This is a genomic window from Streptomyces flavidovirens DSM 40150 (assembly GCF_000429085.1).
In the GTDB taxonomy this organism is placed as follows: domain Bacteria; phylum Actinomycetota; class Actinomycetes; order Streptomycetales; family Streptomycetaceae; genus Streptomyces; species Streptomyces flavidovirens.
Genome location: NZ_AUBE01000001.1, coordinates 58,091 through 84,327, shown reverse-complemented (window position 1 = coordinate 84,327; position 26,237 = coordinate 58,091). Strand labels below are relative to the sequence as shown.

29 protein-coding genes and 1 pseudogene are annotated in these 26,237 nt (G+C 70.2%); 18 read left to right on the top strand and 12 right to left on the bottom strand.

The features are described 5' to 3' along the window. Positions 1-144: 144 nt before the first annotated feature. On the top strand, positions 145-1,326 hold the full coding sequence (locus G412_RS0100405; RefSeq protein WP_028810340.1) for a DUF2786 domain-containing protein: 1,182 nt from the start codon (positions 145-147) through the stop codon (positions 1,324-1,326). A 208-nt stretch (positions 1,327-1,534) separates the two neighbouring features. Here the strand turns inward: G412_RS0100405 and rpsN are convergent, their stop codons facing one another. Both rpsN and rpmB read right to left on the bottom strand, forming a co-directional pair. Then, positions 1,535-1,840 (bottom strand): 30S ribosomal protein S14, encoded by a 306-nt coding sequence (rpsN, locus tag G412_RS0100400; RefSeq protein ID WP_028810339.1) that lies wholly within the window; start codon positions 1,838-1,840, stop codon positions 1,535-1,537. Continuing rightward, positions 1,840-2,076 carry a 50S ribosomal protein L28 gene (rpmB, locus tag G412_RS0100395; protein ID WP_028810338.1) on the bottom strand — a complete coding sequence of 79 codons (237 nt, stop codon included), beginning with the start codon at positions 2,074-2,076 and terminating at the stop codon, positions 1,840-1,842. Before rpmB ends, rpsN begins: the two co-directional genes overlap by 1 nt. Positions 2,077-2,126: 50 nt before the next feature. On the opposite strand from rpmB, the gene rpmG reads away from it, so the two are divergent. The 5 genes from rpmG (at position 2,127) to G412_RS0100370 (ending at position 4,320) form a co-directional block, all read left to right on the top strand. Then, positions 2,127-2,291, top strand: coding sequence for a 50S ribosomal protein L33 (gene rpmG / locus G412_RS0100390; protein ID WP_028810337.1), 165 nt, complete (start codon positions 2,127-2,129; stop codon positions 2,289-2,291). A gap of 28 nt (positions 2,292-2,319) precedes the next feature. Continuing rightward, a complete protein-coding gene (locus G412_RS0100385; protein WP_028810336.1) occupies positions 2,320-2,568 on the top strand; it encodes a type B 50S ribosomal protein L31 in 249 nt (82 codons plus the stop codon). After that, positions 2,565-3,716, top strand: coding sequence for a CobW family GTP-binding protein (locus G412_RS0100380; RefSeq protein WP_028810335.1), 1,152 nt, complete (start codon positions 2,565-2,567; stop codon positions 3,714-3,716). Before G412_RS0100385 ends, G412_RS0100380 begins: the two co-directional genes overlap by 4 nt. Beyond that, entirely contained in the window at positions 3,716-3,961 is a 246-nt protein-coding gene (gene rpsR / locus G412_RS0100375) for a 30S ribosomal protein S18 (protein WP_028810334.1), read from the top strand. The genes G412_RS0100380 and rpsR overlap by 1 nt, the downstream gene beginning before the upstream one ends. A 116-nt stretch (positions 3,962-4,077) precedes the next feature. After that, positions 4,078-4,320: a DUF397 domain-containing protein gene (locus tag G412_RS0100370; protein ID WP_028810333.1), complete on the top strand. Its 243-nt coding sequence runs from the start codon at positions 4,078-4,080 to the stop codon at positions 4,318-4,320. Positions 4,321-4,377: 57 nt separating this feature from the next. Here the strand turns inward: G412_RS0100370 and G412_RS0100365 are convergent, their stop codons facing one another. Then, positions 4,378-4,887: an ATP-binding protein gene (locus G412_RS0100365; protein ID WP_037647233.1), complete on the bottom strand. Its 510-nt coding sequence runs from the start codon at positions 4,885-4,887 to the stop codon at positions 4,378-4,380. 345 nt (positions 4,888-5,232) lie between these two features. On the opposite strand from G412_RS0100365, the gene G412_RS0100360 reads away from it, so the two are divergent. The 5 genes and pseudogenes from G412_RS0100360 to G412_RS0100340 all read left to right on the top strand — a co-directional run bounded on the left by G412_RS0100360 (position 5,233) and on the right by G412_RS0100340 (position 9,760). Further along, the gene (locus G412_RS0100360; RefSeq protein ID WP_028810331.1) at positions 5,233-6,096 is read left to right on the top strand and encodes a helix-turn-helix domain-containing protein; all 864 of its coding nucleotides are present in this window, start codon (positions 5,233-5,235) and stop codon (positions 6,094-6,096) included. Between the two features lie 63 nt (positions 6,097-6,159). Beyond that, positions 6,160-7,617 carry an aldehyde dehydrogenase family protein gene (locus tag G412_RS0100355; RefSeq protein ID WP_028810330.1) on the top strand — a complete coding sequence of 486 codons (1,458 nt, stop codon included), beginning with the start codon at positions 6,160-6,162 and terminating at the stop codon, positions 7,615-7,617. 90 nt (positions 7,618-7,707) lie between these two features. Further along, positions 7,708-8,051: pseudogene (locus G412_RS32675) on the top strand (mycothiol transferase). Positions 8,052-8,154: 103 nt separating this feature from the next. Next, positions 8,155-8,913, top strand: a complete 759-nt coding sequence (locus G412_RS0100345) for a MerR family transcriptional regulator (RefSeq protein ID WP_028810329.1) — start codon at positions 8,155-8,157, stop codon at positions 8,911-8,913. 148 nt (positions 8,914-9,061) lie between these two features. Continuing rightward, entirely contained in the window at positions 9,062-9,760 is a 699-nt protein-coding gene (locus tag G412_RS0100340) for a DedA family protein (RefSeq protein WP_028810328.1), read from the top strand. A gap of 15 nt (positions 9,761-9,775) precedes the next feature. On the opposite strand, the gene G412_RS0100335 is transcribed toward G412_RS0100340, so the two are convergent. Both G412_RS0100335 and G412_RS0100330 read right to left on the bottom strand, forming a co-directional pair. After that, positions 9,776-11,467: a threonine/serine exporter family protein gene (locus G412_RS0100335; RefSeq protein WP_028810327.1), complete on the bottom strand. Its 1,692-nt coding sequence runs from the start codon at positions 11,465-11,467 to the stop codon at positions 9,776-9,778. A gap of 189 nt (positions 11,468-11,656) precedes the next feature. Next, positions 11,657-12,151, bottom strand: a complete 495-nt coding sequence (locus G412_RS0100330; protein WP_028810326.1) for an inorganic diphosphatase — start codon at positions 12,149-12,151, stop codon at positions 11,657-11,659. A gap of 178 nt (positions 12,152-12,329) precedes the next feature. Here G412_RS0100330 and dacB point away from each other — a divergent pair, with 178 nt between their 5' ends. From dacB to folE, 6 genes are all read left to right on the top strand, one after another. Then, a complete protein-coding gene (gene dacB / locus G412_RS0100325) occupies positions 12,330-13,787 on the top strand; it encodes a D-alanyl-D-alanine carboxypeptidase/D-alanyl-D-alanine endopeptidase (protein ID WP_028810325.1) in 1,458 nt (485 codons plus the stop codon). Between the two features lie 76 nt (positions 13,788-13,863). Next, on the top strand, positions 13,864-14,991 hold the full coding sequence (locus tag G412_RS0100320; RefSeq protein WP_028810324.1) for a zinc-dependent metalloprotease: 1,128 nt from the start codon (positions 13,864-13,866) through the stop codon (positions 14,989-14,991). A gap of 178 nt (positions 14,992-15,169) precedes the next feature. Next, a complete protein-coding gene (gene tilS, locus G412_RS0100315) occupies positions 15,170-16,207 on the top strand; it encodes a tRNA lysidine(34) synthetase TilS (protein WP_028810323.1) in 1,038 nt (345 codons plus the stop codon). A gap of 44 nt (positions 16,208-16,251) precedes the next feature. Further along, entirely contained in the window at positions 16,252-16,791 is a 540-nt protein-coding gene (gene hpt, locus G412_RS0100310; RefSeq protein WP_037647340.1) for a hypoxanthine phosphoribosyltransferase, read from the top strand. A gap of 191 nt (positions 16,792-16,982) precedes the next feature. Further along, positions 16,983-19,016: an ATP-dependent zinc metalloprotease FtsH gene (gene ftsH, locus G412_RS0100305; protein ID WP_028810321.1), complete on the top strand. Its 2,034-nt coding sequence runs from the start codon at positions 16,983-16,985 to the stop codon at positions 19,014-19,016. A gap of 133 nt (positions 19,017-19,149) precedes the next feature. Further along, the gene (gene folE / locus G412_RS0100300) at positions 19,150-19,755 is read left to right on the top strand and encodes a GTP cyclohydrolase I FolE (RefSeq protein WP_028810320.1); all 606 of its coding nucleotides are present in this window, start codon (positions 19,150-19,152) and stop codon (positions 19,753-19,755) included. 50 nt (positions 19,756-19,805) lie between these two features. Here the strand turns inward: folE and G412_RS0100295 are convergent, their stop codons facing one another. The 6 genes from G412_RS0100295 to G412_RS0100270 form a co-directional block, all read right to left on the bottom strand. Next, a complete protein-coding gene (locus G412_RS0100295; protein ID WP_028810319.1) occupies positions 19,806-20,288 on the bottom strand; it encodes a DUF3180 domain-containing protein in 483 nt (160 codons plus the stop codon). A gap of 109 nt (positions 20,289-20,397) precedes the next feature. Beyond that, positions 20,398-20,997: a 2-amino-4-hydroxy-6-hydroxymethyldihydropteridine diphosphokinase gene (gene folK, locus G412_RS0100290; RefSeq protein WP_028810318.1), complete on the bottom strand. Its 600-nt coding sequence runs from the start codon at positions 20,995-20,997 to the stop codon at positions 20,398-20,400. Beyond that, positions 20,994-21,353: a dihydroneopterin aldolase gene (gene folB / locus G412_RS0100285; RefSeq protein WP_028810317.1), complete on the bottom strand. Its 360-nt coding sequence runs from the start codon at positions 21,351-21,353 to the stop codon at positions 20,994-20,996. Before folB ends, folK begins: the two co-directional genes overlap by 4 nt. 190 nt (positions 21,354-21,543) lie before the next feature. Beyond that, positions 21,544-21,996, bottom strand: coding sequence for a nuclear transport factor 2 family protein (locus tag G412_RS0100280; protein WP_028810316.1), 453 nt, complete (start codon positions 21,994-21,996; stop codon positions 21,544-21,546). Then, the gene (gene folP / locus G412_RS0100275; RefSeq protein WP_078606695.1) at positions 21,993-22,862 is read right to left on the bottom strand and encodes a dihydropteroate synthase; all 870 of its coding nucleotides are present in this window, start codon (positions 22,860-22,862) and stop codon (positions 21,993-21,995) included. The genes G412_RS0100280 and folP overlap by 4 nt, the downstream gene beginning before the upstream one ends. Positions 22,863-22,878: 16 nt before the next feature. Further along, entirely contained in the window at positions 22,879-23,322 is a 444-nt protein-coding gene (locus G412_RS0100270; protein WP_028810314.1) for a MarR family winged helix-turn-helix transcriptional regulator, read from the bottom strand. 120 nt (positions 23,323-23,442) lie between these two features. Between G412_RS0100270 and G412_RS0100265 the strand changes: the two genes are divergently transcribed. Beyond that, positions 23,443-24,369 (top strand): NADP-dependent oxidoreductase, encoded by a 927-nt coding sequence (locus tag G412_RS0100265; protein WP_028810313.1) that lies wholly within the window; start codon positions 23,443-23,445, stop codon positions 24,367-24,369. Here G412_RS0100265 and G412_RS0100260 read toward each other — a convergent pair. Continuing rightward, entirely contained in the window at positions 24,356-26,194 is a 1,839-nt protein-coding gene (locus G412_RS0100260; protein WP_051338016.1) for a phosphatidylglycerol lysyltransferase domain-containing protein, read from the bottom strand. The genes G412_RS0100265 and G412_RS0100260 overlap by 14 nt on opposite strands. Positions 26,195-26,237 lie beyond the last annotated feature (43 nt).

The window sequence follows — 26,237 nt, the reverse complement described above, 5'->3', positions numbered from 1 at the left end:
GGGGTCGACTTGCTTGACCCGGAGGGCCCATGCCCAGGAGCGCGGCTGGCAGCCCGCCGGACGCCCGCCGGACACGACCGCTGAGCCGAGTATCCGGGGTATGCCTGGCCCCACCCCCTCAGCGCCCGTGACACCATCGAGGGCATGGAGCAGGTGGAGAAGGCGGTATCCGCGGCGGTGTACGACGAGGGCGACGCGGGCCTCGACCTGGGCGCCTCGCTGCTCGCCGCCGCGCCCTGGCCGGACGCGGGCCGCGAACTCATGCGCCGGGGCGAGGAGTTCGTACGCCGCGCCTGGGAGCGCGGCTGGCAGCCCGCCGACGTCGTACGCATCGTCCGCCGCGACCTCGACGACCGCCACGTGCGCCTGGCCACCGACCTGATCGCCGCCGAGAACCGTCGGTACGCCAGAACCACCCCCCGCTGGGAGGCGCAGCTCCGCGACCTGGAGGCGGCACAGGCCTGGTGGGGCGGCGACGACCGGTACGCCGACGAGCTGGCCACCCGCGAGCGGACGGACCGCTTCTCGCTCGCCACGGCGTTCCTCGAACTCTTCCGCCACCTCATCCGCCTCCCCGCGATCGAGCCGGTGGGGCCGCCTCCGGGCGAGCCCGTGCACGTACGCCCGCATGCACCGGCCCCCGACGAACCGCGCATGCTCACGCGCGTCCGGGCGCTGCTGGCCAAGGCGGAGGCGACCGACTACCCGGACGAGGCGGAGGCCCTCACCGCCAAGGCGCAGGAGCTGATGGCGCGCCACAGCATCGACGCCGCGCTGCTCGCCGCCCGCGGCCACACCGGCGACGTGCCGACGGCGTGCCGGATAGGCGTCGACGCCCCGTACGAGACGGCCAAGGCGATCCTGCTCGACGCCGCCGCCTGCGCCAACCGCTGCCGCGCGGTGTGGAACAGCGGCCTCGGCTTCTCCACGGTCGTCGGCTTCGAGGCCGACCTGGAATCCGTCGAGCTGCTCTACACCTCACTGCTCGTGCAGGGCACGGCGGCGATGACCCGCGCGGAAGCCGCCCAGCGCGCGGGCGGCCGCAAGCGCACCAAGTCCTTCCGCCAGGCGTTCCTGACGGCGTACGCGAGCCGGGTGGGCCACCGGCTGTCCGAGGCGACGGAACACGTGACGCAGGAGGCGGGGGGCTCCCTGCTGCCGGTGCTGGCGGCGCGGGACGTGGCGGTGGAGGACCGGGCGGAGCGGATGTTCCCGCAGACGACGTCGACGCGGGTACGGGGCGTCAGCGACCACGCGGGCTGGGAACACGGCACGGCGGCGGCCGACCAGGCCACGATGCCCGCGCGCCCCGGCGTAACCCGCTGACCCAACACCGTGGCGGACCCGTCACGGGCCGAGGACGACGAAGGGCCGCGGCCCCGTGAGGGAACCGCGGCCCGTGCGTAAGCCACGTACGCACTGCCCCACCGTCAGGAACCCGGCAGCTTCCCGTCGGTCGTCGCGAGCCAGGACCCGGAGACGTCCGCCGACGCCCCCTGGTCCCCCCGGTTCCGGCCGGTCGGAACGTGCCGAGCTACCAGGAGGACTTGCGCACTCCGGGGAGGAAACCGGCATGCGCCTGCTCCCGCATCCGGACCCTGGAGAGCCCGAACTTCCTGAGGTGGCCACGGGGCCGCCCGTCGACACTGTCCCGGTTGCGTACGCGCGTGGCGCTCGCGTCGCGCGGCTGGCGCCGCAGTTCCTCCAGCGCGGCGGCACGCTCGGCCTCAGCCGTTCCGGGCTTGCGGAGGATCTCCTTCAGCTCCGCCCGCCGCCCGGCGTACCGCTCGACGACAGCCTTGCGCCGCTCATTGCGCGCGATCTTGCTCTTCTTCGCCATCAGACCTTCACCCCCCGCGCGCGGATGCGGGCCACGGCAGCCTCGACGCCGATCACGTCGACGGTCTTGATCGCCCGGGCGCTGAGTGTGAGCCGCACATGGCGGCCCTCGCTCGCCAGCCAGTAGCGCTTGCGCTGGATGTTCGGGTCGAAGCGGCGCGAGGTGCGCCGGTGCGAGTGGGAGATGTTGTTGCCGAATCCCGGCTGGGCGCCGGTCAGCTGGCAGTGGGCGGACAAGGTCGATCACTCCTCTTTGAAAATGGGAACCATTTCCATATACTAACCACATGGCACGCAACGAAGTCCGCCCGATCATCAAGCTCAGGTCCACGGCGGGGACCGGCTACACGTACGTGACCCGCAAGAACCGCCGCAACAACCCCGACCGCATGACGCTCCGCAAGTTCGACCCGGTCGTCCGCCGGCACGTCGACTTCCGCGAAGAGCGCTGACCAGCAGACCAGAAGGGGGCATCACCACATGAAGCCCGGAATCCACCCGCCGTACGGCCCGGTCGTCTTCCGCGACAAGGCAGGCGGCTTCGCCTTCCTCACTCGTTCCACCATGACCAGCGACAAGACAGTGGAGTGGGAGGACGGCCGTACGTACCCCGTCGTCGACGTCGAGATCTCCTCGCAGAGCCACCCCTTCTACACGGGCACGGCGCGCGTGCTGGACACGGCGGGCCGTGTGGAGCGCTTCGAGCGCCGCTATGGGGCGAAGCAGTGAGTGAGAGGGAGGGGAAGCTGCCCGTCGTCATCGTCGGCGGGCTGCACTCCGACGCCCGCAAGGAGGTCGTGGAGCAACTGCTGCGCCGGGTCCCCGGCAGCGTCGCGCTGCACCACGACCTCTCGACCGCGGCCGAGGGAACGGTACGCCGTACCGTCCGCGACGCCCTCGGTGAGAGCGCGTCCGGCGACGCGCCGCTGGTCAACGACTGCGCGTGCTGCGCGCTGCGCGAGGACCTGGTGCCTGAGCTGGAGCGGCTGGCCGCCAGCGGACTCACCCGTCTCGCGGTCGTCGAGCTGTGGGACTCCGTCGAGCCCAAGGCGATGGCCGAGGTCGTCGTCGCGCACGGCGGGGACGTACTCGACCTGACCGCCGTCATGACGGCCGTCGACCCCGCGCTGCTCCTGCCCTACCTCGGCTGCGGCGACGATCTGGCCGAGGCCGGGCTGGCCGCGGCCGCGACCGACCAGCGGACGGTCGCGGACACCTGGGCGCGCCAGTTGGAGTACGCCCCGGTCCTGGCCGTGGTGGAGAGCGAAGAGGCGGACGAGCAGGACGAGGCGCTGCTCGCCCAGTTGCACCCGACGGCCCGCCGGGTCCCGGCGGCCTCCGGCGAGCTGGCCGAGGCGGCCTTCGCCGGTTTCGACATCGAGGCGGCGGCGGACCGCCAGCACCCGGCCTGTGCGCTGCTTCCGCAGGACGCGGACGACAACGGCGTCGGCACGCTGGTCTGGCACCGGGACCGCCCCTTCCATCCGGGGCGGCTGTACGAGGCCCTGGAGGACCTGACCTGCGCCGCCGCCCGCAGTCGCGGCCGTTTCTGGCTCGCGGACCGCCCGGACACGCTCATGGCGTGGGACGCGGCGGGCGGCGCGCTGTGTGTGGAGAGCGCGGGGCCGTGGCTGGCGTCGCTGCCGGACGCGGCGTGGGAGATGGTCCCGCCCGTACGCAGGGCGGCGGCCGCGCTGGACTGGCACCCCGAGCACGGGGACTGCTGCCAGCACCTGGTCTTCACCTCGCCGGGCCTCGACCGCGGCGGGCTCGAAGAGCTCCTCGAATCCTGCTTGTTGACCGACGCCGAATACGCGGCCGGGCGTGATGCCTGGAAGCGCCTGCCGTCCGCTTTTGATTCCCTTCTGGAGGCCTGATGTCCCGCCCGTCCCGAGGTAAAGACCCTCGTAAGCCCCTCAAGTCCCGCCCCAATCCGCTGGACGAGGCGAAGATTACGTACATTGACTACAAGGACACCGATCTTCTGCGGAAATTCATTTCGGATCGCGGGAAGATCCGGAGCCGTCGTGTGACAAGGGTCTCGGCCCAGCAGCAGCGGCAGCTCACCCGCGCCATCAAGAACGCCAGGGAGATGGCCCTGCTGCCGTACTCGTCGCGCTGATCCGGAGCCTGTAACCGAGGGAGCACCCCGCGTGCACGTGCATCTGCCCATGCATCAGCAAGTGAACGAAGCTATGATCCGGGGCAGTTGACATCTGCACTTTCCGGGAGCGACCTGTGCACCACGCATACAACGGCATGGCCGCCACAGAGCTTCACGGGGTGGTCTGGCAGAAGAGCAGGCACAGCAACTCGCAGGGGTCCTGCGTGGAGTTTGCCAAATTGCCGGGCGGGAATGTGGCAGTCCGCAATTCGCGGCATCCGGACGGGCCCGCTCTGGTCTACACGCCTGCCGAGATCGAGGCGATGCTGCTCGGCGTCAAGGGCGGCGAGTTCGACCACCTGGTGGCCGGCGGCTGACCGGAACCAACCGGTCCGCCGCCCTGCCATGCGCGGGGGCCCCGTCCACTGCGCCTGTTACTGCCGATCGGTTCCGAGCCGGAACAGCGCCCACACGACCTTGCCGCTGAGCGTCCCGGCGAGCGGGTGCCATCCCCAGCTATCGCTGAATGAATCCACCAGAAACAAGCCACGCCCGGACTCCGCGGAGAAGTCGTCCGACTCGCGCGTCACCGGACTCGCGTGACTGGGGTCGCGCACCGCGCACACCAGACGCGAGGTCCAGCGCATCAGATGCAGCCGTACGGGAGGGTCCTGTTCGTCCGCGCGCGGGGTGTCGGCCGGCAGCGCGTGCCGCAGCGCGTTGGTGACGAGCTCCGAGACGACCAGGGCCACGTCGTCGAAGCACTCGCCGAGCTCCCACTGGGCCAGGGTCGACTGGGTGAAGTGCCGCGCGCCGCGCACCGCTTCGTACCGGGGAGGCAGCGCACACGAGGCAGAGCTGGACACCGCGGCGGGGTCGATGGGTGGCAGGCCCTGTCTTAATGGCTCGAACGGTTCGAGCACGGTCGATCCATTCGTCCCCATGCGAGGCACTCCCCCTGGGATTCGCGGTCGTTGCGATACAGCGGTAGAGATGCGGCGGTAGTACGGCGTCAGCACGAAAGAGCATGCAGGTGCGCGCGGACCATGGTTCCGAATGCGTACGGCAGATGCAAGGGCAGATGCACGTGCACGCGCCGGACCTGTCCGACCCCGTGCTGGTTCTTGTGCATTTATCCGCCCGACCTCTTTCGGTGTCTTGTACCGCTCTTGCTATTTCCGTAATCGGATGAGTACGGGGCGAAGCGTTTTAATGGCAGACTGCGGCTCTCGGAGACCTGGGGGAGGACACTCCGCTACTGAACTGTCGGACTGGGGAGGGCTGGAGAAGTGACCGCAGGCGAGTCGAGCGGCTCTGTGGTGCGGCGCATCCTGCTGGGATCCCAGCTGAGGCGGCTGCGTGAGTCCCGTGGGGTCACCCGCGAAGCGGCCGGCTATTCGATCCGAGCATCCGAATCGAAGATCAGCCGCATGGAGTTGGGACGGGTGAGCTTCAAGGCCAGGGATGTCGAGGACCTGCTGACGCTCTACGGCGTCACGGACCAGGCCGAGCGCGAGTCGCTGCTGAGCCTGGCGCGGGAGGCCAACGTGGCGGGCTGGTGGCACAGTTACGGCGACGTGCTGCCCGGCTGGTTCCAGACGTACATCGGCCTGGAGGGTGCCGCCTCGCTCATCCGGATTTACGAAGTCCAGTTCGTGCACGGGCTGTTGCAGACGGAGAGCTACGCGCACGCCGTCGTCTCCCGCGGCATACCGCACGCGAGCGCGGCCGAGATCGACCGCAGGGTCGCGCTGCGCCTGGAACGCCAGAAGGTGCTCGTGTCCGAGCGCGCACCGCACTTCCACGCCGTACTGGACGAGGCCGCGCTGCGCCGCCCGTACGGCGACCGGGCCGTGATGCGGGGGCAGTTGCAGCACCTCATCGAGGTGTCCGAGCAGCCGAACATCACGCTTCAGGTCATGCCGTTCAGCTTCGGCGGGCACGCGGGCGAGAGCGGCGCGTTCACGATGCTGCAGTTCCCCGAGTCGGATCTCTCCGACCTCGTCTACCTGGAGCAGCTCACCAGCGCGCTCTATCTGGACAAGCGCGAGGAAGTCGCCCAGTACCAACGGGTGATGGAGCGGCTCCAGAAGGACAGCCCGAGCGCGGCGGAAACGCGGGACGTGCTGCGTGGTCTACTCCAACTGACGTAACTGGCCAGTAGGATGACGTTTCATCAGGAGCCTGCACCTGTACACCTTGCAGTAGGGGATCGCATGTCCTTCTTCACCGACCTGGCCCACCAGTACATCGACGGCGCGTGGCGGACCGGCAGCGGCTCGTGGGACATCATCGACTTCAACCCGTACAACGGGGAGAAGCTCGCCGCGATCACCGTCGCCTCGCTGGACGAGGTCGACGAGGCCTACCTCGCGGCCGAGCGCGCGCAGCCGGCCTGGGCCGCGTCGAGCGCGTACCGCAGGAGGGACGTCCTGGAACGGGCCCTGCGGATTACGCAGGACCGCGAGGACGAGATCACCGAGGCGATCATCGACGAGCTCGGCGGTACGCGGCTGAAGGCGGCGTACGAGGTACATCTCGCCCAGGAGTTCCTGCGCGAGGCGATGCAGACCGCGCTGCGGCCCGAGGGGAGCATCCTGCCCTCGCCCGTGGACGGCAAGGAGAACCGCGTCTACCGGCTGCCGGTCGGTGTCGTCGGGGTCATCAGCCCCTTCAACTTCCCCTTCCTGGTGACGATCAAGTCGGTCGCCCCCGCGCTGGCGCTCGGCAACGCGGTCGTCATCAAGCCGAACCAGAACACGCCCGTCGTCGGCGGCGGCCTGATAGCCAAGATCTTCGAGGACGCGGGGCTGCCGGCCGGACTGCTCAACGTGCTGGTCACCGACATCGCGGAGGTCGGCGACGCGTTGATAGAGCACCGGGTCCCGAAGGTGATCTCCTTCGCCGGCTCCGACAAGGTGGGGCGGCACGTCGCCGCCGTCGCCGCCGGCCACTTCAAGCGCGCGGTGCTCGAACTGAGCGGCAACAGCGCGCTGGTCGTGCTGGACGACGCAGACATCGACTACGCGGTGGACGCGGCGGTCTTCAGCCGTTTCGTGTACCAGGGGCAGGTCTGCATGGCCGCCAACCGCATCCTGGTGGACCGGTCGGTCGAGGCGGAGTTCACGGAGAAGTTCGTCGCGAAGGTACGGTCCCTGGTGACCGGCGACCCGGCCGACCCCAGGACCCACATCGGGCCGGTCATCAACACCTTCCAGGCGGACGCGCTGGCGGGGCTCGTGGAGCAGGCGCTCGCGGAGGGCGCGACCGCGCTCGTACGGGGATCTACGCGCGGCAACCTTGTCGAGCCGACCGTACTCAGCGGGCTGCCGGCCGACTCTCCGGTCCTTACGCAGGAGATCTTCGGCCCCGTGGTGCTGCTGATCCCCTTCGACGGTGAGGAAGAGGCCGTACGGATCGCCAACGACAGCCAGTACGGGCTGAGCGGGGCGGTCCACACGGGGAACGTGGAGCGGGGCGTGCGGTTCGCCAAGCGCGTCGAGACCGGGATGATCCACATCAACGACTCGACCGTCCAGGACGAACCGCAGGTGGCTTTCGGCGGCGAGAAGTTCTCGGGCATCGGGCGGCTCAACGGGGACTCGGCGGTGGAGGCGTTCACCACCCAGAAGTGGATCTCGGTGCAGCACGGGCGGACGCGATTCCCCTTCTGACACCCTGATGTCGCGATCGCGGACAGACCCTGTCCGCAAGGGCTCGTAGCTTGCTTCTTGTCAGTTCGACGACGAGAAGAGGCGGACGCCATGGTCGTACACGTGAACGCAGAGGCCCCCGGCGACGAGCGCGGCGCGCTCCTGGCCTTCCTGGACGCCGAGCGCGGCGGCGTCCGCAGGGCGCTGCTGGGCCTGACGGACGAACAGGCGGCGACCAGGCCGAGCGCGAGCGAGCTGTCGCGGACGACACCTTCGCGCTGCCCGACGAGCCGTGGTTCCCCGACTCGGAGCGGGTGTCGATGCGCTGGCTGCTGCTCCGGCTGATCACCGAGATGTCCAGGCACGCAGGGCACGCCGACATCATCCGCGAGAGCCTGGACGGCAAGACGGCCTTCGAGCTGGTGGCTCTGGAGCGCGGCGAGACCCGGGGCTGAGCCGCGCGTTGCCGGGCCGGCAACCGTGGCGAACGGGGCTTGCACCTGACGTGACGTGAGGGCTCAGGCTCAGACGCGTACCGAGAAGAAGGAGCGGAAAGCGATGAGCTACTCCGTTGGACAGGTCGCCAAATTCGCCGGAGTGACGGTGCGCACACTGCACCACTACGACGAGATCGGGCTGCTCTCTCCGGGCGGCCGCAGCCAGGCGGGCCACCGGCGCTATGACGACGCCGACCTCGACCGGCTGCAGCAGATCCTGTTCTACCGGGAGCTCGGCTTCCCGCTCGACGAGGTGGCGGCCCTCCTCGACGATCCGGACGTGGACCCGCGGGAGCACCTGCGGCGCCAGCACGAGCTGCTGTCCGGCCGGATCGCGAAACTGCAGGCGATGGCCGCCGCCGTCGAAAACGCCTTGGAGGCACGGAAGATGGGCATCAATCTCACCCCGGAAGAGAAGTTCGAGGTCTTCGGCGACCACGATCCCGATCAGTACGCCGAGGAGGCCGCGCAGCGCTGGGGCACCAGCGACGCGTACAAGGAGTCGCAGCGCAAGGCCGCGTCGTACACCAAGGAGGACTGGCTGCGGATCAAGGCGGAGGGGGAGGAGAACACCGCCCGCCTGGTCGCCGCCATGGAGGCGGGCGCCGCGCCCGGCTCCGTCCGGGCCATGGACCTCGCGGAGGAGCACCGCGCCCAGATCAGCCGCAATTACTACGACTGCGGCTACGACATGCACGTCTGTCTCGCCGAGATGTACGTCACGGACGAGCGCTTCACGGCGTCCATCGACGCGGCGAAGCCGGGCCTGGCTGCCTACTTGCGCGAGGCGATCCTGGCCAACGCCGCACGTCACGCGTAGCGCGCGGCCGGGCGAACGGTTCAAGTGCGGCCCCGGAGGCGCTCCGTGGCCGTACCGTAACCGGTCGCTGGAACCAGGAGATCCCCGGTGGCGTTGATAGCTTTGGGCAGCAAACCCGCAGACGATCCCACCCTGGAGCCCGGTACCCGTGAATACGCTTGCGCTCGGACCGAGCTGGCTGGAGCCGAATTATCTGCTGGAGCAGTTCGGTCTGATCGGCCTGCTGGTCATCGTGTTCGCCGAGTCCGGCCTGCTCATCGGCTTCTTCCTGCCGGGCGACTCGCTGCTGTTCACCACCGGACTGCTGGTGACCACGGGCGCCCTGAAAACCCCGCTGTGGCTGGTCTGCACCCTGGTCGTCCTCGCGGCGATCATCGGTGACCAGGTCGGCTATCTCTTCGGCCGCAAGGTCGGACCTGCCCTCTTCACCCGGCCGGACTCCCGGCTCTTCAAACAGGAGAACGTCGAGAAGGCCCACGACTTCTTCGAGAAGTACGGCCCCAAGTCGCTGGTCCTGGCCCGCTTCGTGCCGATCGTCCGTACCTTCACGCCGATCATCGCCGGCGTGAGCCGGATGAACTACCGCTCGTTCATCACGTTCAACATCATCGGTGGTGTGCTGTGGGGCGCGGGCGTCACGCTGCTCGGCGCCTCGCTCGGCAAGGTCGACTTCGTCCACAAGCACATCGAAGCGATCCTGATCCTGATCGTGCTGGTCTCGGTGCTCCCGATCGTCATCGAGTACCTGCGCGCCCGCGGCAAGGGTAAGAAGGCCGCAGCCGTCGAGAGCGGCGGCCCGGCCGACGGCACGCCCCCGGCCTCGCGCGGCCGCCACGCCAAGCGCTGACCCGGTGCCCAGAGCCTAGAAGCCGCGCGTCCGCTTGGCCGCGCGGCGGCTCGCCCCACGGCCCGCCCCCGGCACCTTCAGGAACAGCCGGGAGATCTCGCCACCCAGATTCACCCCGATGGCGATGGCCAGTGACAGGGCCGCCGCCTTCGACAGGGACGCGAGCCCCTGGTTCAGATCGTTCTGCGCGATGCCCAGCAGACCGAAGTACGTCGACGAGCCCGGCAGCAGCGGACCGATCGCCGCCGTGACGTACGGCAGCGCCGACGCGTACTGGTAGCGCGAGAACAGCTGGCCGAAGAGGCCCACCACACCGGCCGCGACCGCCGTCGAGGCCACCGCGGAGATCTCGCCGACGTCGTGCATCGCGCCGTACACGATCCAGGCCACTCCGCCGTTCAGGGTCACGATCAGCACGGTGTTACGTTCCTGCTGTAGCAGGATCGCGAAGGCGAAACAGAGCAGCATCGACGCCAGGATCTGCGTCACCGGCCGCTCCACGGTCTCCAGCGACGTCGCCGCGTGCAGCTCGGCGTCCAGTTGCACGCCCAGATAGAGCACGACCAGCACGCCGATGACGATCGCGATGAAGAAGTACATGACTTCGAGCAACCGCGCCGACGCGGTGATGTAGTAGCCGGTCAGACCGTCCTGTACGCCCGCGACCAGGGCCCGCCCCGGCAGCAGCGCGAACAGCCCACCGGTGATCACGGCGGACGGCCGGACGTCCCACATCGTCGTCGTCGGTGCCAGCGTGAGCGCCACCCCCATCGCGGCGGGCGGCATCGCCGCCACCACGAACTGGTAGAACTCCGGCAGCCCGCGCCCGGCGCACAGCCACGCCAGCCGGTCACCGAGCATCGCTCCGATCGCGGCCGCCAGGAACACCACAGGCCCACCGCCGACCAGCACGGAAGCCGCACCGGCCAGCAGCCCGCTGGCCGACGTCAGCGCCCAGCCCGGATACGGGTGACGGTTACGGCGTATCTCCGCGAGCGTGCGGTACGCCTCCTCCAGCGTGACGTCGGTGTCCGGAGACGTGATGTCGTCGATCAGGTGGTAGACCGCCGCCAGCCGCGTGTAGTCGGTGCCCCGGCGGCGTACGGTCCTGCTCGCCGTCACCGGGTCCTCCACCAGCGACGGCTGGTAGGAGATCGACAGCAGCGTGAAGGTCACGTTCGGCTCGCAGCGGTCGAGCCCGTACGCCCGGCTCACGCCGAACATCGCCGCCTCGACGTCCTCGGCCCCCTCGCCGCCCGCGAGCAGCAGCTCGCCGATACGCAGCGTCAGGTCCAGCACGCGCGGTACGGCGGGCCCGGCCTCGTCGTGCCGCTGCACCGGCTCCGGCACCGGCCGGTCCATGACCGGCATCCGCAGCAGCGTACGCATCCGGTCCTGCCAGGGCGCCTCCTTGGTCAGCCTGACCATGGGCATCCCCTGGGCCGGGGTGAACGCGGGCGGCGCGTTGCGGGCGCTGTAGGTGCTCGGGGTGTCGAAGGCCGACGCCTCCGGCGGGATGGGGTGCTCGCCCGTGGTCAGCCCCTCCGGAACGGCGAACTCGGAGGTCGGGCTGTTCTCCTCGGGCGGCTCCGGCTGCTCCACCCCGGCCGGCGGAGTGAAGGCGCTGCGCGCCTCGTCCGACTGCGGCTTGCGATCCTCGGGGCCCTCGCTCTCGGCCCCGCTGCCGCCGCGTTTCGGCTCCGCCACTACTTGCCTCGCTTCGATGCTTCGATTCCTTGATCCAGTCAGTCCGTCGGCACATTCAAGCCATGGCCAGACATGCCCAGTATGCGGACGGACACCTTCCCCTCGCGCGCCGCTCAACACGCGGCGGGCGGTGCACCCCCATTGGGGTGCACCGCCCGCCGTGATGTCAGAGCCGAGCCGGGGGGCTCGTCAGTGGCTGCCGCCCTGCGCCTGCAGGCGCTTGTAGGAGGCCTCGACCTCGGCCTCGGCCTCGGTGCGGCCGACCCAGTCGGCGCCCTCTACGGACTTGCCGGGCTCCAGGTCCTTGTAGACCTCGAAGAAGTGCTGGATCTCCAGGCGGTCGAACTCCGACACGTGGTGGATGTCGCGCAGGTGCTCCACGCGCGGGTCCGACGCCGGGACGCACAGCAGCTTGTCGTCGCCGCCTGCCTCGTCGGTCATCCGGAACATGCCGATCGCGCGGCACTTGATGACACAGCCGGGGAACGTGGGCTCGTCCAGCAGTACGAGCGCGTCCAGCGGGTCGCCGTCCTCGCCGAGGGTGTTGTCGACGAAGCCGTAGTCCGCCGGGTAGCTCGTGGAAGTGAAGAGTCGACGGTCCAGGCGGATCCGACCCGTCTCGTGGTCCACCTCGTACTTGTTCCGCGAACCCTTCGGAATCTCGATGGTGACGTCGAACTCCACGGGTGGTTCCTCCATGATCAGCGCAAACTCCGGGTGTGCTGCGTCCTTCTGAGGGGCGACCCCCAGACTCCCGGCCGGTTCGGTAGGCCGGACGAGCCGGGGCGTCATGCCCCCGGCAACACGCAGTGGTTAAGTGTCCCTCACGCAGGTGTGTGATCGCGAAAGGGGCTGGTCCGAGGTGCTGGATCGCAGAACGTGGCAGCTCGCGACGATCGCGGCTGTCGCCGGTCTTGCCCTCTCCGCCGGGGCGGTGGCCGCTGCGGGCCCCTGGGACTCCGGTCAGCGTAAGGCCGAGCGGGTCCGCGCCGCCTCCCAGGACCCGGCGGGCACCTCGCGGGCCCATGGAGCCGGGAAGGGTGGCGCACATCACGAGCCCCCCGCGGGCTCCGTCCCGGCGCCCGCCCCCAGCGCGCCCGGCGTGCTCACCGCGCTCGGCGCGCCCGTACCGCCGCCCGCCAGGAGCGGTCTCGCGGACGCCCTGGATCCGCTGCTGCGCGACCCCGAGCTCGGCACGCTGCGCACCACCGCGTCGGTGATCGACACCGCGACCGGCACGCAGGTGTACGGGAAGGGCGACGCGGACGGCATGATTCCGGCCTCCACCATCAAGATCGCGACGGCGGCCGCCGCGCTCTTGGCCCTCGGCCCCGACCACCGCATCGCCACCACCGTCACCGCGGCCCCGGACGGCAGGAAGACGGTGCTGGTCGGCGGCGGCGACCCGACGCTGGACCGGGACGACCTGGCCTCGCTGGCCGACGACACCGTACGGGCGCTGCGGGACCGCGGCGCCGAAGAGACGGAGCTCTCGTACGACGCCACGCTGTACTCGGGACCCGAGCTTCACCCCATCAGTCCCAACGAGAACATCAGCCCCGTCAGTCCCTTGATGATCGAGGAGGGCCGGCTCGACGGCTCCCGCAGCGGCCCCGCCCCGCGCAGCACCGACCCGGCGGGCGACGCCGCCCGCGCGTTCGCGGACATGCTGCGCGAGCGCGGCGTCGGGACCAGGGGCGCCACCTCACCCGGCAAGGGCCCCGGCAACGCCGAACCGGTCGCCAGGGTCCTCTCCGCGCCCCTGTCCGCCCTCGTCGAGCGCACCCTCACCCACAGCGACAACGACATCGCCGAGGCCCTCGCCCGCCAGACCGCGCTCGCCTCGGACCAGCCGGCCGGCTTCGAAGGCGCCGGCAAGGCCGTCGAGTCCCGGCTGAAGAAGCTCCGGCTGCCGCTGTCCGGCGCCCGTTTCGCCGACGGCAGCGGCCTCGACCGCGCCAACAGGATGTCCGCGGCCCTGCTGTCCGGCCTCCTCGCCCGCGCCGCCGACCCGGCCCGGCCCGAACTGCGCCCCGTCCTGACCGGCCTGCCGGTGGCCGGTTTCAGCGGCACCCTGAAGAACCGGTACACCGAGGACTCACCCGGTACGGGCATGGTCCGCGCCAAGACCGGCACCCTCAGCGGCGTGCACACGCTGGCCGGAACCGTCGTCGACGCGGACGGCCGGCTCCTCTCCTTCGCCTTCCTCACCTCCGGCACCGCAGGAGCCGACGCCGCCCAGTCGGCCCTGGACCGGCTCGCCTCCACGATCGCCAACTGCGGCTGCGGACCGTCCTCGGGGCGGCCGGGGCGTACGTGAACCCTGAGGAAGTTCAGGGGCACAGGTGGCGGACAACACCTCACCGCGGCCCGGCCCGACAACGTACGGTTGACGCATGACGAGCATCGGTGGTGCGGAGATGGTCGACTGGAACCTCGCGGTGGCGACCGCGACCCGACTGGTGAGGCCGGGTCCCGACGTGAGCCGGGACGAGGCGCGCGCCGTCGTCGCCGAGCTCCGACGGCACGCCAAGGCCTCGGAGGAGCACGTCCGCGGCTTCACGCGGATGATCCCCGAGGGACACGAGCCACAGGACACCCCGGTCCTCGTCGTCGACCGGGCCGGCTGGATCCGGGCGAACGTCGCCGGATTCAGGGAGGTCCTGCGGCCCCTCCTCGACAAGATGGAGGAACGGCGGGGCTCCGGACCCGGCGGCGCCGTGCTCGGCGCGGTCGGCGGCAAGGTGACCGGCGTCGAGGTCGGCATGCTGCTGTCCTTCCTCGCCTCGCGCGTCCTCGGGCAGTACGAGACCTTCGCCCCGCCCTCCCGCGATCTCCCCGCCGGGACCGGCGGCGGCCGCCTGCTGCTCGTCGCCCCGAACGTCGTCCACGTCGAGCGGGAGCTCGAAGTGGACCCGCACGACTTCCGGCTCTGGGTCTGCCTGCACGAGGAGACCCACCGCACCCAGTTCACGGCCGTGCCCTGGCTGCGCGACCACCTGGAGGGCGAAATCCAGTCGTTCCTCGCCGAGACCGAGGTCGACCCGATGACCGTTCTGGAGCGACTGCGCGAGGCGGCCCAGTCGCTGGCCGGCGGCCGTCCCGAGGGCGAGGCGGGCGAGGACGGCGGCCGCAGCCTCGTCGAGATCGTCCAGACCCCCGCCCAGCGCGAGATCCTGGGCCGCCTGACCGCCGTCATGTCGCTGCTCGAAGGCCACGCCGACTTCGTGATGGACGGGGTGGGACCCGAGGTGGTGCCGTCCGTCGCCGAGATCCGCGAGAAGTTCCAGCAGCGCAGGGCCCGCGGCGCCGGCCGCCTGGACCTGGCCCTGCGCAAGCTGCTCGGCCTGGACGCCAAGCTCCGGCAGTACCGTGACGGTGAGCGTTTTGTACGGGCTGTGGTGCAGGAGGTCGGAATGGACGGCTTCAACCGGGTATGGACCTCCCCGAACACCCTCCCCACCAAGGCGGAGATCGCCAAACCGGCGGACTGGGTCGCGCGGGTGCACCGTAAGGCGGAGTAGTGATCCGGGTGCGGCCGACGGCAGGAGAACGCCCCTTCAATCACCCATCCGAGGGACCGTGAGCGCTGGGTAGGCGTGCAATGCTCGGGGAATGGCCCGTCTCTGTCACCATCGACGCACTCTGCGTGACTGGCTTCTTCTCCCGAGGCACTCCCAACTTCACCGAAGGGCACCGGACATGGGTCCCCATCCTGCGGTCGCAGCGATACGCCTGGCGGTCCGCCGCGTACTCCACGACGTACTCAACGACATCACCCCGCCCACCACCGCGAGCACCGTGGAAGGTGCGGCCTCCCACGAGCCGCCGCCACCGCTGGTGCTGGTGGCGTGCTCCGGCGGCGCCGACTCCATGGCACTCGCCTCCGCCCTCGCCTTCGAGGCGCCCAAGCTCGGCATCCGGGCCGGCGGCGTCACGGTCGACCACGGCCTCCAGGAGGGCTCCGACACGCGGGCCGCCGAGGTCGTCAACCGCCTCACCGCGCTGCGCCTCGACCCCGTCGAGGCCGTCGCGGTGACCGTCGGCCGTGACGGCGGCCCCGAAGCAGCCGCCCGTGACGCCCGCTACGCCGCGCTGGACGCCGCCGCCGAGCGCCACGGCGCCGCCGCCGTCCTGCTCGGCCATACGCGCGACGACCAGGCGGAGACGGTCCTCCTCGGCCTCGCCCGCGGCTCCGGCATCCGCTCGCTGTCCGGCATGGCCGCCGTGACCGGCGCGGGGCGCTACCGCAGGCCGTTCCTCCAGCTCGACCGGCAGACCGCCCGCAAGGCCTGCATGGTGCAGTCGCTGCCCGTCTGGGACGACCCGCACAACACCGACCCCGCGTACACCCGCTCGCGGCTGCGCCACGACGGCCTGCCGGCCCTGGAGAAGGCGCTCGGCAAGGGAGTCGTCGGGGCCCTGGCCCGGACCGCGCAGCTCTCGCGCGACGACGCCGACGCCCTCGACGACTGGGCCGCCGAGGCGGACGCGTCCGTACGGGACGAAGCCGGCCGGCTGGAGTGCGCCAAGCTCTACGCCCTGCCCCCGGCCGTACGCCGCCGCGTTCTGCGCCGGGCGGCCATCTCGGCGGGCTCACCGCCCGGATCGCTCTTCGCGCGGCACATCGAAGAGCTCGACCGGCTGATCACCGGCTGGCGCGGGCAGGGGGTCATCAACCTCCCCGGCCGGGTGGAGGCGCAGCGGCAGGGTGGCAGACTGGTCATCCGGCAGGGCTGATGCGCTGAAGCACTACGAAAGTGACCCCGGTGAACGAGAAGGACATGGGCACCGACCTCAAGTCGGTGCTCATCACCAAGGAAGAAATCGACGCGAAGCTGGCCGAGCTGGCCGCGAAGATCGATGCGGAGTACGCGGGCAAGGACCTGCTCATCGTGGGTGTCCTCAAGGGCGCCGTCATGGTGATGGCGGACCTGGCGCGCGCGCTCTCCACCCCCGTCACGATGGACTGGATGGCGGTCTCGTCGTACGGCGCGGGCACCCAGTCCTCCGGCGTGGTCCGCATCCTCAAGGATCTCGACACCGACATCAAGGGCAAGCACGTCCTGATCGTCGAGGACATCATCGACTCGGGTCTGACGCTTTCCTGGCTGCTGTCGAACCTCGGATCGCGTGAGCCCGCGTCGCTGAACGTCTGCACGCTGCTGCGCAAGCCGGAGGCGGCGAAGGTTCAGCTCGACGTGAAGTGGGTCGGTTTCGACATTCCGAACGAGTTTGTCGTCGGTTACGGCCTGGACTATGCCGAGAAGTACCGGAACCTGCCTTTCGTCGGCACTCTCGCCCCGCACGTCTACGGCGGCTGAGCCGTAACCTGCCGGGAACCCACCGGGAACCTCCACCCCCGCCCCGCCGTTGGAGCATGGGAAGGCAGGTTCGTCAGCCGTCCCCGGCAGTCGCGGGGGACAATGCTGGGGTACCGTCCGAAGAACAGTCTTTTTAAACAGCAGCATTTACCTACGGGCAGGAGGGACGGGGCGACTACCGCCCCGTATGGATGGACGTGAAGCGATACTTCCGTGGGCCGGTCATGTGGATCGTGCTGGCCGTCCTCGCCGTGGTCGTGTTGATGCAGGTTGTCGGCTCGTCCGGCGGCTACAAGACGGTGGACACTGCCGAGGTCGTCCAGGCGATCGACAAGAACCAGGTCAAGCAGGCCAAGCTGACGACCGGTGACGAGCAAGTCATCAAGGTCGAGCTCAGGGACGGCCAGAAGGTCAAGGACAGCAGCAAGATCCAGGCGAGCTACATCGGCGACCAGGGCGTCGCGCTCGCCAACAAGCTGCAGTCGAAGTTCGACAGCGGGGACATCGACAAGGGCTACACGGTCTCCCCCTCCAAGCAGAATCCGTTCGTCGGGATCCTGCTTTCCCTGCTCCCCTTCGTCCTGATCGTGGTCGTCTTCCTGTTCCTGATGAATCAGATGCAGGGCGGCGGCTCCCGGGTCATGCAGTTCGGGAAATCCAAGGCCAAGCTCATCACCAAGGACACCCCCAAGACGACGTTCGCCGACGTGGCGGGCGCCGACGAGGCGGTCGAGGAGCTCCACGAGATCAAGGAGTTCCTCCAGGAGCCGGCGAAGTTCCAGGCCGTCGGCGCCAAGATCCCCAAGGGTGTCCTGCTGTACGGCCCGCCCGGTACGGGCAAGACGCTGCTCGCGCGTGCCGTCGCAGGTGAGGCCGGTGTCCCGTTCTACTCGATCTCCGGTTCCGACTTCGTCGAGATGTTCGTCGGTGTCGGTGCCTCCCGAGTGCGTGACCTCTTCGAGCAGGCCAAGGCGAACGCTCCGGCGATCGTCTTCGTCGACGAGATCGACGCCGTCGGCCGCCACCGCGGCGCCGGCATGGGCGGCGGTCACGACGAGCGCGAGCAGACGCTGAACCAGTTGCTCGTCGAGATGGATGGCTTCGACGTGAAGGGCGGCGTCATCCTGATCGCCGCCACCAACCGGCCGGACATCCTCGACCCGGCGCTGCTGCGCCCGGGCCGTTTCGACCGGCAGATCGCGGTCGACCGTCCGGACCTCATGGGCCGCCTCGAGATCCTCAAGGTGCACGCGAAGGGCAAGCCGGTCACGCCGGAAGTCGACCTTCGGGCCGTCGCCCGTCGTACCCCCGGCTTCACCGGCGCCGACCTGGCGAACGTGCTGAACGAGGCGGCGCTGCTGACCGCCCGTACGGACAAGAAGCTGGTCGACAACCACGCGCTGGACGAGGCGATCGACCGCGTCGTGGCCGGACCGCAGAAGCGGACCCGGATCATGAGCGAGAAGGAAAAGAAGATCACCGCGTACCACGAGGGCGGACACGCCCTGGTCGCGGCGGCTTCCCCGAACAGCGACCCGGTGCACAAGGTCACCATCCTGTCCCGCGGGCGTGCCCTCGGTTACACGATGGTGCTCCCGGACGAGGACAAGTACTCGACCACGCGCAACGAGATGCTGGACCAGCTCGCCTACATGATGGGCGGCCGTGCGGCCGAGGAACTGGTGTTCCACGACCCGACCACGGGCGCTTCGAACGACATCGAGAAGGCCACCGCCACGGCCCGCGCGATGGTCACGCAGTACGGCATGACCGAGCGCCTCGGCGCGATCAAGTTCGGCCAGGACGGCTCCGAGCCGTTCCTCGGGCGTGACATGGGTCACCAGCGCGACTACTCGGAAGAGGTCGCCGCGCTGGTCGACGAAGAGGTCAAGAAGCTCATCGAGACCGCGCACAACGAGGCGTGGGAGATCCTCGTCGAGAACCGCGACGTTCTCGACAACCTGGTTCTGGCCCTCCTGGAGAAGGAGACGCTGAACAAGGAGGAGATCGCCGAGATCTTCAGCCCGATCGTGAAGCGCCCGGCCCGCCCCGCGTGGACCGGTTCTTCCCGCCGCATGCCGTCCACACGGCCGCCGGTGCTCTCCCCGAAGGAGCTCTCCCTCACCAATGGCGCCACTGCCAACGGTGTGACTCCCGCGGTGACGGCCGGCCCGGTGGACCACCCGGCCACTGAGGCGGTCCCGGAGGAGCGCCCCGAGAGCTGATCATCCGGGTCCCACGGGGCCCGGAATGTACGCCGCGTCCCCCAGGTTTTAGCCTGGGGGACGCGGCGTTTTCGGCGCGGCATTTCTAAGACCGCCCGATTGCGGCATGTGAGAGCACAGGAACGAGGCACAGATGACCGACCCGGTGACGTTGGACGGCGAGGGCACCATCGGCGAGTTCGACGAGAAGCGGGCCGAGAACGCCGTACGCGAGCTTCTCATCTCGATCGGAGAGGACCCCGACCGAGAGGGACTGCGGGCGACGCCGGGGCGCGTGGCGCGGGCGTACAGGGAGATATTCGCAGGGCTGTGGCAGCAGCCCGAGGACGTGCTGACGACGACGTTCGACCTCGGCCACGACGAGATGATCCTGGTCAAGGACATCGAGGTCTTCAGCACCTGTGAACATCACCTGGTTCCGTTCCGCGGTGTCGCCCACGTCGGCTACATCCCGGCGACCAGCGGGAAGATCACCGGCCTGTCGAAGCTGGCGCGGCTGGTCGACGTCTTCGCCCGCCGCCCGCAGGTGCAGGAGCGGCTCACCACGCAGGTCGCCGACTCCCTGATGGAGATCCTGGAGCCGCGCGGTGTGATCGTGGTCATCGAGTGCGAGCACATGTGCATGTCGATGCGTGGCATCCGCAAGCCGGGCGCGAAGACCCTCACCTCGGCGGTGCGCGGGCAGCTCCGCGACGTGGCGACGCGCAACGAGGCGATGAGCCTGATCATGGCTCGCTGATCGCCTCGTCTTCTCGCGAGACGGCTCAGACGGCTGGAGGCTCACACGGCTCAGACGGTGGGAGCCGCGCCGGTTTCCTCGTCGTCCGGGAGCTTGCAGACCCGTTCCAGGAAGAACGCCGCCGCGACGACGCCCGCGCCCGCCAGGACGGCCAGGCCCGCGTAAATGGCCTGATCCCGGCGGGCCGGGACGTCGAGGCTGTTCATCAGCAGGTAGACGCCCACGCCGCCGTACATCCCGCAGACCAGCGACGCCACGAGAGCGCTCGCCTGGCCGAATACCACCGCGCGGGCCGCCATCAGCGGCTCCACGCCCTTGGCGCCCGGCCGCCGCTCGCGCTGGGCGCGCAGCCGGGAGCGGATCGACAGCGCGGTCGCGAGGAGCACGACGGCGATCACGGCCAGTACGACGGGCGCCGCGAGCGGCACGCTCGGCAGCGTGCCGACGGTGTCCCAGAGGCGGGCCCCGCCCCAGGACAGGACGCCCGCCACGGCGAAGAGACCGGCCAGTACGCCGAGCCGAAGTTGCTTCACCGAGAGCGCCCCTCACATCGGTTCATGTCAAGCGGTTCATGTCGCAGCGGTTCATGTCCCAGCCGGTCATGATCGTTCGTCCGGTTGATGCCGTCCGTCAGCCTAACGACTACTCGGGCAGACGGAGTTCCAGATCGGGGCGGGCCAGTACGCCGTGGGCGCCGACGCCGGTCAGCAGGTCCGCGACGGGGCCGCGGCCCGGCAGTTGGGCTTCCGGGTCCACGTCGTGCCACGGGGCGAGCACGAAGGCGCGCTCGTGGGCGCGGGGGTGCGGCAGGGTGAGGAGCGGGTCCTCGGACACCACGTCGGCGTAGGCCACGATGTCCACGTCGATCGTGCGCGGCCCCCAGCGCTCCTCGCGGACCCGGTCGAAGGCTTCCTCGATGGCCTGGCCGCGCTCCAGCAGGGAGGCCGGCGGCAGGGTGGTCTTGACGACGACGACGGCGTTGAAGTACGACGGCTGGGAGCCGGGGTCGACGCCCCAGGGCTCCGTCTCGTACACCGGAGAGACGGCCTTGACCCGCAGGCCCGGCGTGTCCTCCAGGGCGTCGATCGCGCCCTGGATGGTCTCCAGGCGGTTGCCCAGATTCGAGCCGAGGGAGATCACGGCCCATTTCGGGTTGGACAGCGTGATGTCGGCGGCGTCCACCTGTTCCACCACGGAGGCGGGCACCGGCTGCACGGTCGGGTCGCTCTGGGTGCGGTTCATACTCGGCTCCGGGTGATGGTGATGGTCACGTCGTCGAAGGGGACCGTGATCGGGGCGTCCGGCTTGTGGACGCAGACCTCGACCTCCTTCACCCCATCGTGCTTGAGGCACCGCTGGGCGATCCGCTCGGCGAGTGTCTCGATCAGGTCGACCGGTTCGCCCTGGACGACGTCCACGACCTCCTCCGCCACGACGCCGTAGTGCACGGTCTTCGCCAGGTCGTCGTCGGCCGCCGCGGGGCGGGTGTCGAGGCCGAGAACCAGGTCCACGATGAAGGTCTGGCCTTCCTCGCGCTCCCGGGGGAACACGCCGTGGTGCCCGCGGGCCTTGAGGCCGCGCAGCGCGACACGATCCACGCGAATCACTCCTGCTGTCGTAGAGAACGAGGGCGCCTGCCGAGTGCGGTCGGCCTGCCACCCTCACCCGAATCTACCTGCGAGCACTGACACCGGGCGCCCACGGGGGCTATGGACACAAGCTCTTGGGGCTGGTAGCCGCCCCTACCCAAGGGCTTCGGACGCCAACCTTCCACAGGCCCCTACCCACTCAGGCGGGTGTCTCGTCGTCCTCTTCCTCACCGTTTTCGGTCAGAACGGGGGACGCGTGGTGCGACCACAGTTTCCAGCCGTCCTGTGTGCGGCGGAACACATTGGTGGCGACGATCAGCTGGCCGACGAGCGGGCCGAGTTCGCCCGCCTCCTCGGCCGGGCCGCCGCTGAGGGTGTTCTCGGTGCAGACCACCAGGGCGGTGTCGCCCAGGACCGTCACCTTCACATCGGTCAGGAAGAACTGGATGTACTCCGTGTTCGCCATGATCAGCGCGTACGAGCGCAGCACCTCGCCGCGCCCCGACAGCACGGGCCAACCGGGGTGGACGCAGGAGATCTCGTCGTTCATCCAGAGCACCGACAGCTCGTCGAAGTCGCCGCGTTCCACGGCTTCGTAGAACGCCGTGTTGGCCTGTTCGACCTGCTCGACGTCCGTGCGCGCGCGGCTCACAGGGCTCCCTCTACGGCCCTGGCGACCCGTACGGCGTCGGCGGTCGCCCGTACCTCGTGGACGCGCACCGCCCAGGCGCCCTCATGGGCGGCGATGGCGGAGACGGCGGCGGTGGCGGCGTCCCGTTCGCGGGCGGGCGGCGGGGTGGCTCCCTCCCCGGCGTCGGCCGCGAGGACGTGGCCGAGGAACCTCTTGCGGGAGGCGGCCACCAGGAGGGGGTGGCCGAGGGCGCGCAGTTCGGCGAGATGGGCGACCAGGGCCAGGTCGTGTCCGGCCTGCTTGGCGAAGCCGAGGCCCGGGTCGATGACGATGCGCTCGGGGGCGATGCCCCCCGCGATGACGGCCTCCACGCGCGCGTGCAGCTCGGAAACGACCTCGCCGACCACATCGGCGTACACCGCCAGGCTGTTCATCTGCTCGCTGAAGCCGCGCCAGTGCATGACGACGAACGGGGCTCCGGCCGCCGCGACGGCCGGGATCATGGCCGGATCGGCCAGGCCGCCGCTGACGTCGTTGACCAGGGCGGCGCCGGCCGCGACCGCTTTCTCGGCGACGGCGGCCCGCATGGTGTCCACGGAGACGGTGACGCCCTCGGACGCGAGGCCGCGCACCACGGGGATCACCCGTTTCAGCTCTTCGTCGGCGTCGACGCGGGATGCGCCGGGGCGGGTCGACTCGCCGCCGACGTCGATCAGGTCGGCGCCCTCGGCGACGAGCTCGAGGCCCCGCTTGACCGCGGCGCCCGTGTCGAACCAGCGTCCGCCGTCGGAGAAGGAGTCCGGCGTCACGTTGACGACCCCCATCACCGCACAGCGGTCCCACTCCGGCAGACCCTCGACCCGGCCACGCGTGCGCAACGTACTCATGCGTCCAGCGTAGGCGTCAGGCGGTGCCGCGCGGACCGCGCGAACCGCAGAAGACGCGGCCGAGGAGGTCGTAGAGGGCGGCGCGGTCGGCGTCGTCCAGAGCGTCGAGGGCGGCATGGGTGGTGTGCATACGGGCGCGGATGGCGTCGACGGTCTCCTCGCCCGCAGGGGTGAGGACGACGTTCTTGACCCGCCGGTCGGTGGGGCTGACCTCGCGGCGTACGAGATCGCGCTTCTCCAGCCGGTCGACGATGCCCGTGATGTTGGAGGCGTCGCAGGCCAGGGTGGTCGCCAGGGCGCGCATGGAGGCGGGGGCCGCGCGCAGCACGCCGAGGGTCTTGGCCTGGCTCGCGCTGAGGCCCGCGTCGGCGGCGGCGAGCGAGAAGTCGCCGTAGTAGCCGCTGAAGGAGTCGGCGAGCCGCTCCATCAACTGGGCTTTGGTGGGAATCGTCTCTGCCATGCCGCCAGCCTATCGCGATGTACTTGACTATCTCAAACATTGAGGTCTACGGTCTGTTTATTGCTTGAGGTCATCAAGTAATAGCAGCAAGCACGTCCCGACGCTCACAGGAGTACCACCATGAAGGCCATCACGTACCGCACCTACGGCAGCCCGGACGTTCTCAGCTACGAAGACGTGCCGGAGCCGAAGCTCGGCCCCGACTCCGTGCTGGTCCGCGTCAAGGCGGCCTCCGTCAACCCCGTCGACTGGAAGATCCAGGCCGGCTACCTCGATTCCGTCCTCGACGCGGTCTTCCCCGTCATACCCGGCTGGGACGTCGCGGGTGTCGTCGAGCAGGCGGGCGCCGCGGTGACCGAGTTCGCGCCGGGCGACGAGGTCATCGGGTACGTACGTGAGGACTTCGTCTCGCGCGGCACCTTCGCCGAGTACGTCGCCGCGCCCGTGCGCACGCTCGCCCGCAAGCCCGCCAACCTCTCCTTCGAGGAGGCCGCGGGGCTGCCGCTGGCCGGCCTCACCGCGTACCAGGCGCTCGTCCACCAGCTCAAGGCCGCCGAGGGGGAGACCGTACTGGTGCACGCGGCGGCCGGCGGCGTCGGTTCGCTCGCGGTGCAGATCGCGCGCGCCCTCGGCGTCCGGGTCATCGGCACGGCGAGCGAGCGCAACCACGCCTACCTGCGCTCCCTGGGGGCCACCCCCGTGGCGTACGGCGAAGGGCTGGCCGACCGCGTCAAGGCGCTCGCGCCCGAAGGCGTCGACGCCGTGCTCGACCTCGTCGGCGGTGACGCGCTCCAGCTCTCGCCCGCCCTCCTCGCCCCCCGCGGCCGACTGGCTTCGATCGCGGACGGCTCGGTCCTCGGCCTCGGCGGCAGCTACGTCTTCGTACGCCCCGACGCCGCCGACCTGGCGGCACTGACGGAGCTGGCCGAGCGTGGCGCGCTGCGTGTCGACGTCGCCGCCGTCTTCCCGCTGGAGAAGGCCGCCGACGCCCTGCGGCTGAGCATGGAGGGCCACACCCGCGGCAAGATCGCGATCACCGTCGGCTGAGCACCGGTTCCAGGTGCGCGCACGGCCGCCGACGGGCGGCCGTGGCGCGGCGGGCGAACGGGCGGGGCAGCGCCAGCGTGACGAAGCCCTCCGCCTGCATCGCGGCGAAACCGATGCGGGGCAGGTCGCGGGTGGTGCGGAAGACGACGAAGCGCGGTTCCCACCGGGGCCGGAACTTGGCGTTGAACTTGTACAGCGACTCGATCTGGAACCAGCGCGAGAGGAAGACCAGCAGGCCGCGCCACACACGCAGCACCGGTCCCGCACCGATCTTCTCGCCGCGTGCGAGCGCGGAGCGGAACATCGCGAAGTTGAGCGAGACACGGTCGACGCCCAGCCGGGGAGCGGCCTGGAGTGCGGCGACGATCAGCAGTTCGTTCATGCCGGGGTCGGCGGAGCGGTCGCGGCGCATCAGGTCCAGGGACATGCCGTCCGTCCCCCACGGGACGAAGTGGAGTACGGCCTTCAGGTCGCCGTACGCCGAGTCCGCGCCGGGCGCACCGTCCGTCGCGTCCGGCTTGTGAGCGGTAGCGATCACGCAGTCCCCGTCGCCGGGGTCCCCGATGCGGCCGAGCGCCATCGAGAAGCCGCGCTCGGTGTCGGTGCCGCGCCAGTCGGCGGCGGCCCGCCGGATGCGGTCCAGCTCGGCGTCGCCGAGGTCGCGGACGCGGCGTACCCGTGTCTCGTAGCCGCTGCGTTCAATGCGCTTGACCATCTGGCGTACGTTGCGCATCGCGCGCCCGGCGAGGGAGAAATCCGGCACGTGCACCACCGCTTCGTCGCCGAGCTCCAGCGCGTCGAGCCCGGTCTCGCGGGTCCACACCTCGCCTCCGGTCTCGCTGCAGCCCATCACGGCTGGCGTCCAGGAGTGGGCCTTGGCCTCGTCCATGAAGCGTTCGATGGCGCCCGGCCAAGCCTCCACGTCGCCGATCGGGTCGCCGCTGGCGAGCATCACGCCGGAGACGACGCGGTAGGTGACGGCGGCCTTGCCGCTGGGTGAGAAGACGACGGCCTTGTCGTGGCGCAGCGCGAAGTGGCCGAGGGAGTCGCGGCCGCCGTGCCTGGCCAGCAGCTCGCGCAGCCGCTGTTCGTCGTCGGGGGTGAGGCGGGCCGCCGGGTGCTCGGGCCGCAGGGCCAGGTAGATGGTGGTGACGGCGGTGAGCAGGCCGAGGGCGCCGAGCGAGTAACCGACGGTCCAGGAGACCCGGCCCGCGTAGTCGACGGGGCCCTCGAAGCCGAAGAGCCCGTACAGGACGTGCTCCAGGCGCTCCGCCACGCTCGGGTTTCCGACGACCTTCGCCGGGTGCGAGCTGACAATGACGAGGCCGAGCCCGAGCGAACCGGCGCCGAGGAGGAAGAAGTTCGCGAGCGCCTTCCAGCGGCTGCGCGGGTCGGGCAGGGCGGCGAACTCGCCGCGGTGGCGCAGCAGGAGCCAGAGCAGTGCGAGCGAGATCAGTACGCCGATGACCGAGTTGCGGTAGATGAACTGCGCCGCCGCTCCGGCGGGCAGCAGGACCACGGCGGCCCGCCAGGCGCGGCGCTTGTGGCGCTTGAGGCCGTGCGCGAGAAGCAGCAGCAGTACGCCCGCGCTGATCGCCAGAGCGGCCGCGAACGGGCCGAGCGCGCCGGGGAGCACCTCGGCGAAGGCGTGCATCCTGCTGTGCCGGAAGCGCGGGAAGACGCCGGCGGCTATGTCGAGGAGGCCTACGACGGTGCACGCCGTACCGACGAGAGAGGGCACCCGCTCGGGCCGCGGACCCCGGAGGATCCGCCGTACCCGATCCGGAACCGTCGCTGATTTATCCCCATCTAGCCTGATAGACATCGCTTCCCGTGGCTCCGCGAAAGAATTTCTGTCCTTGGGCCGA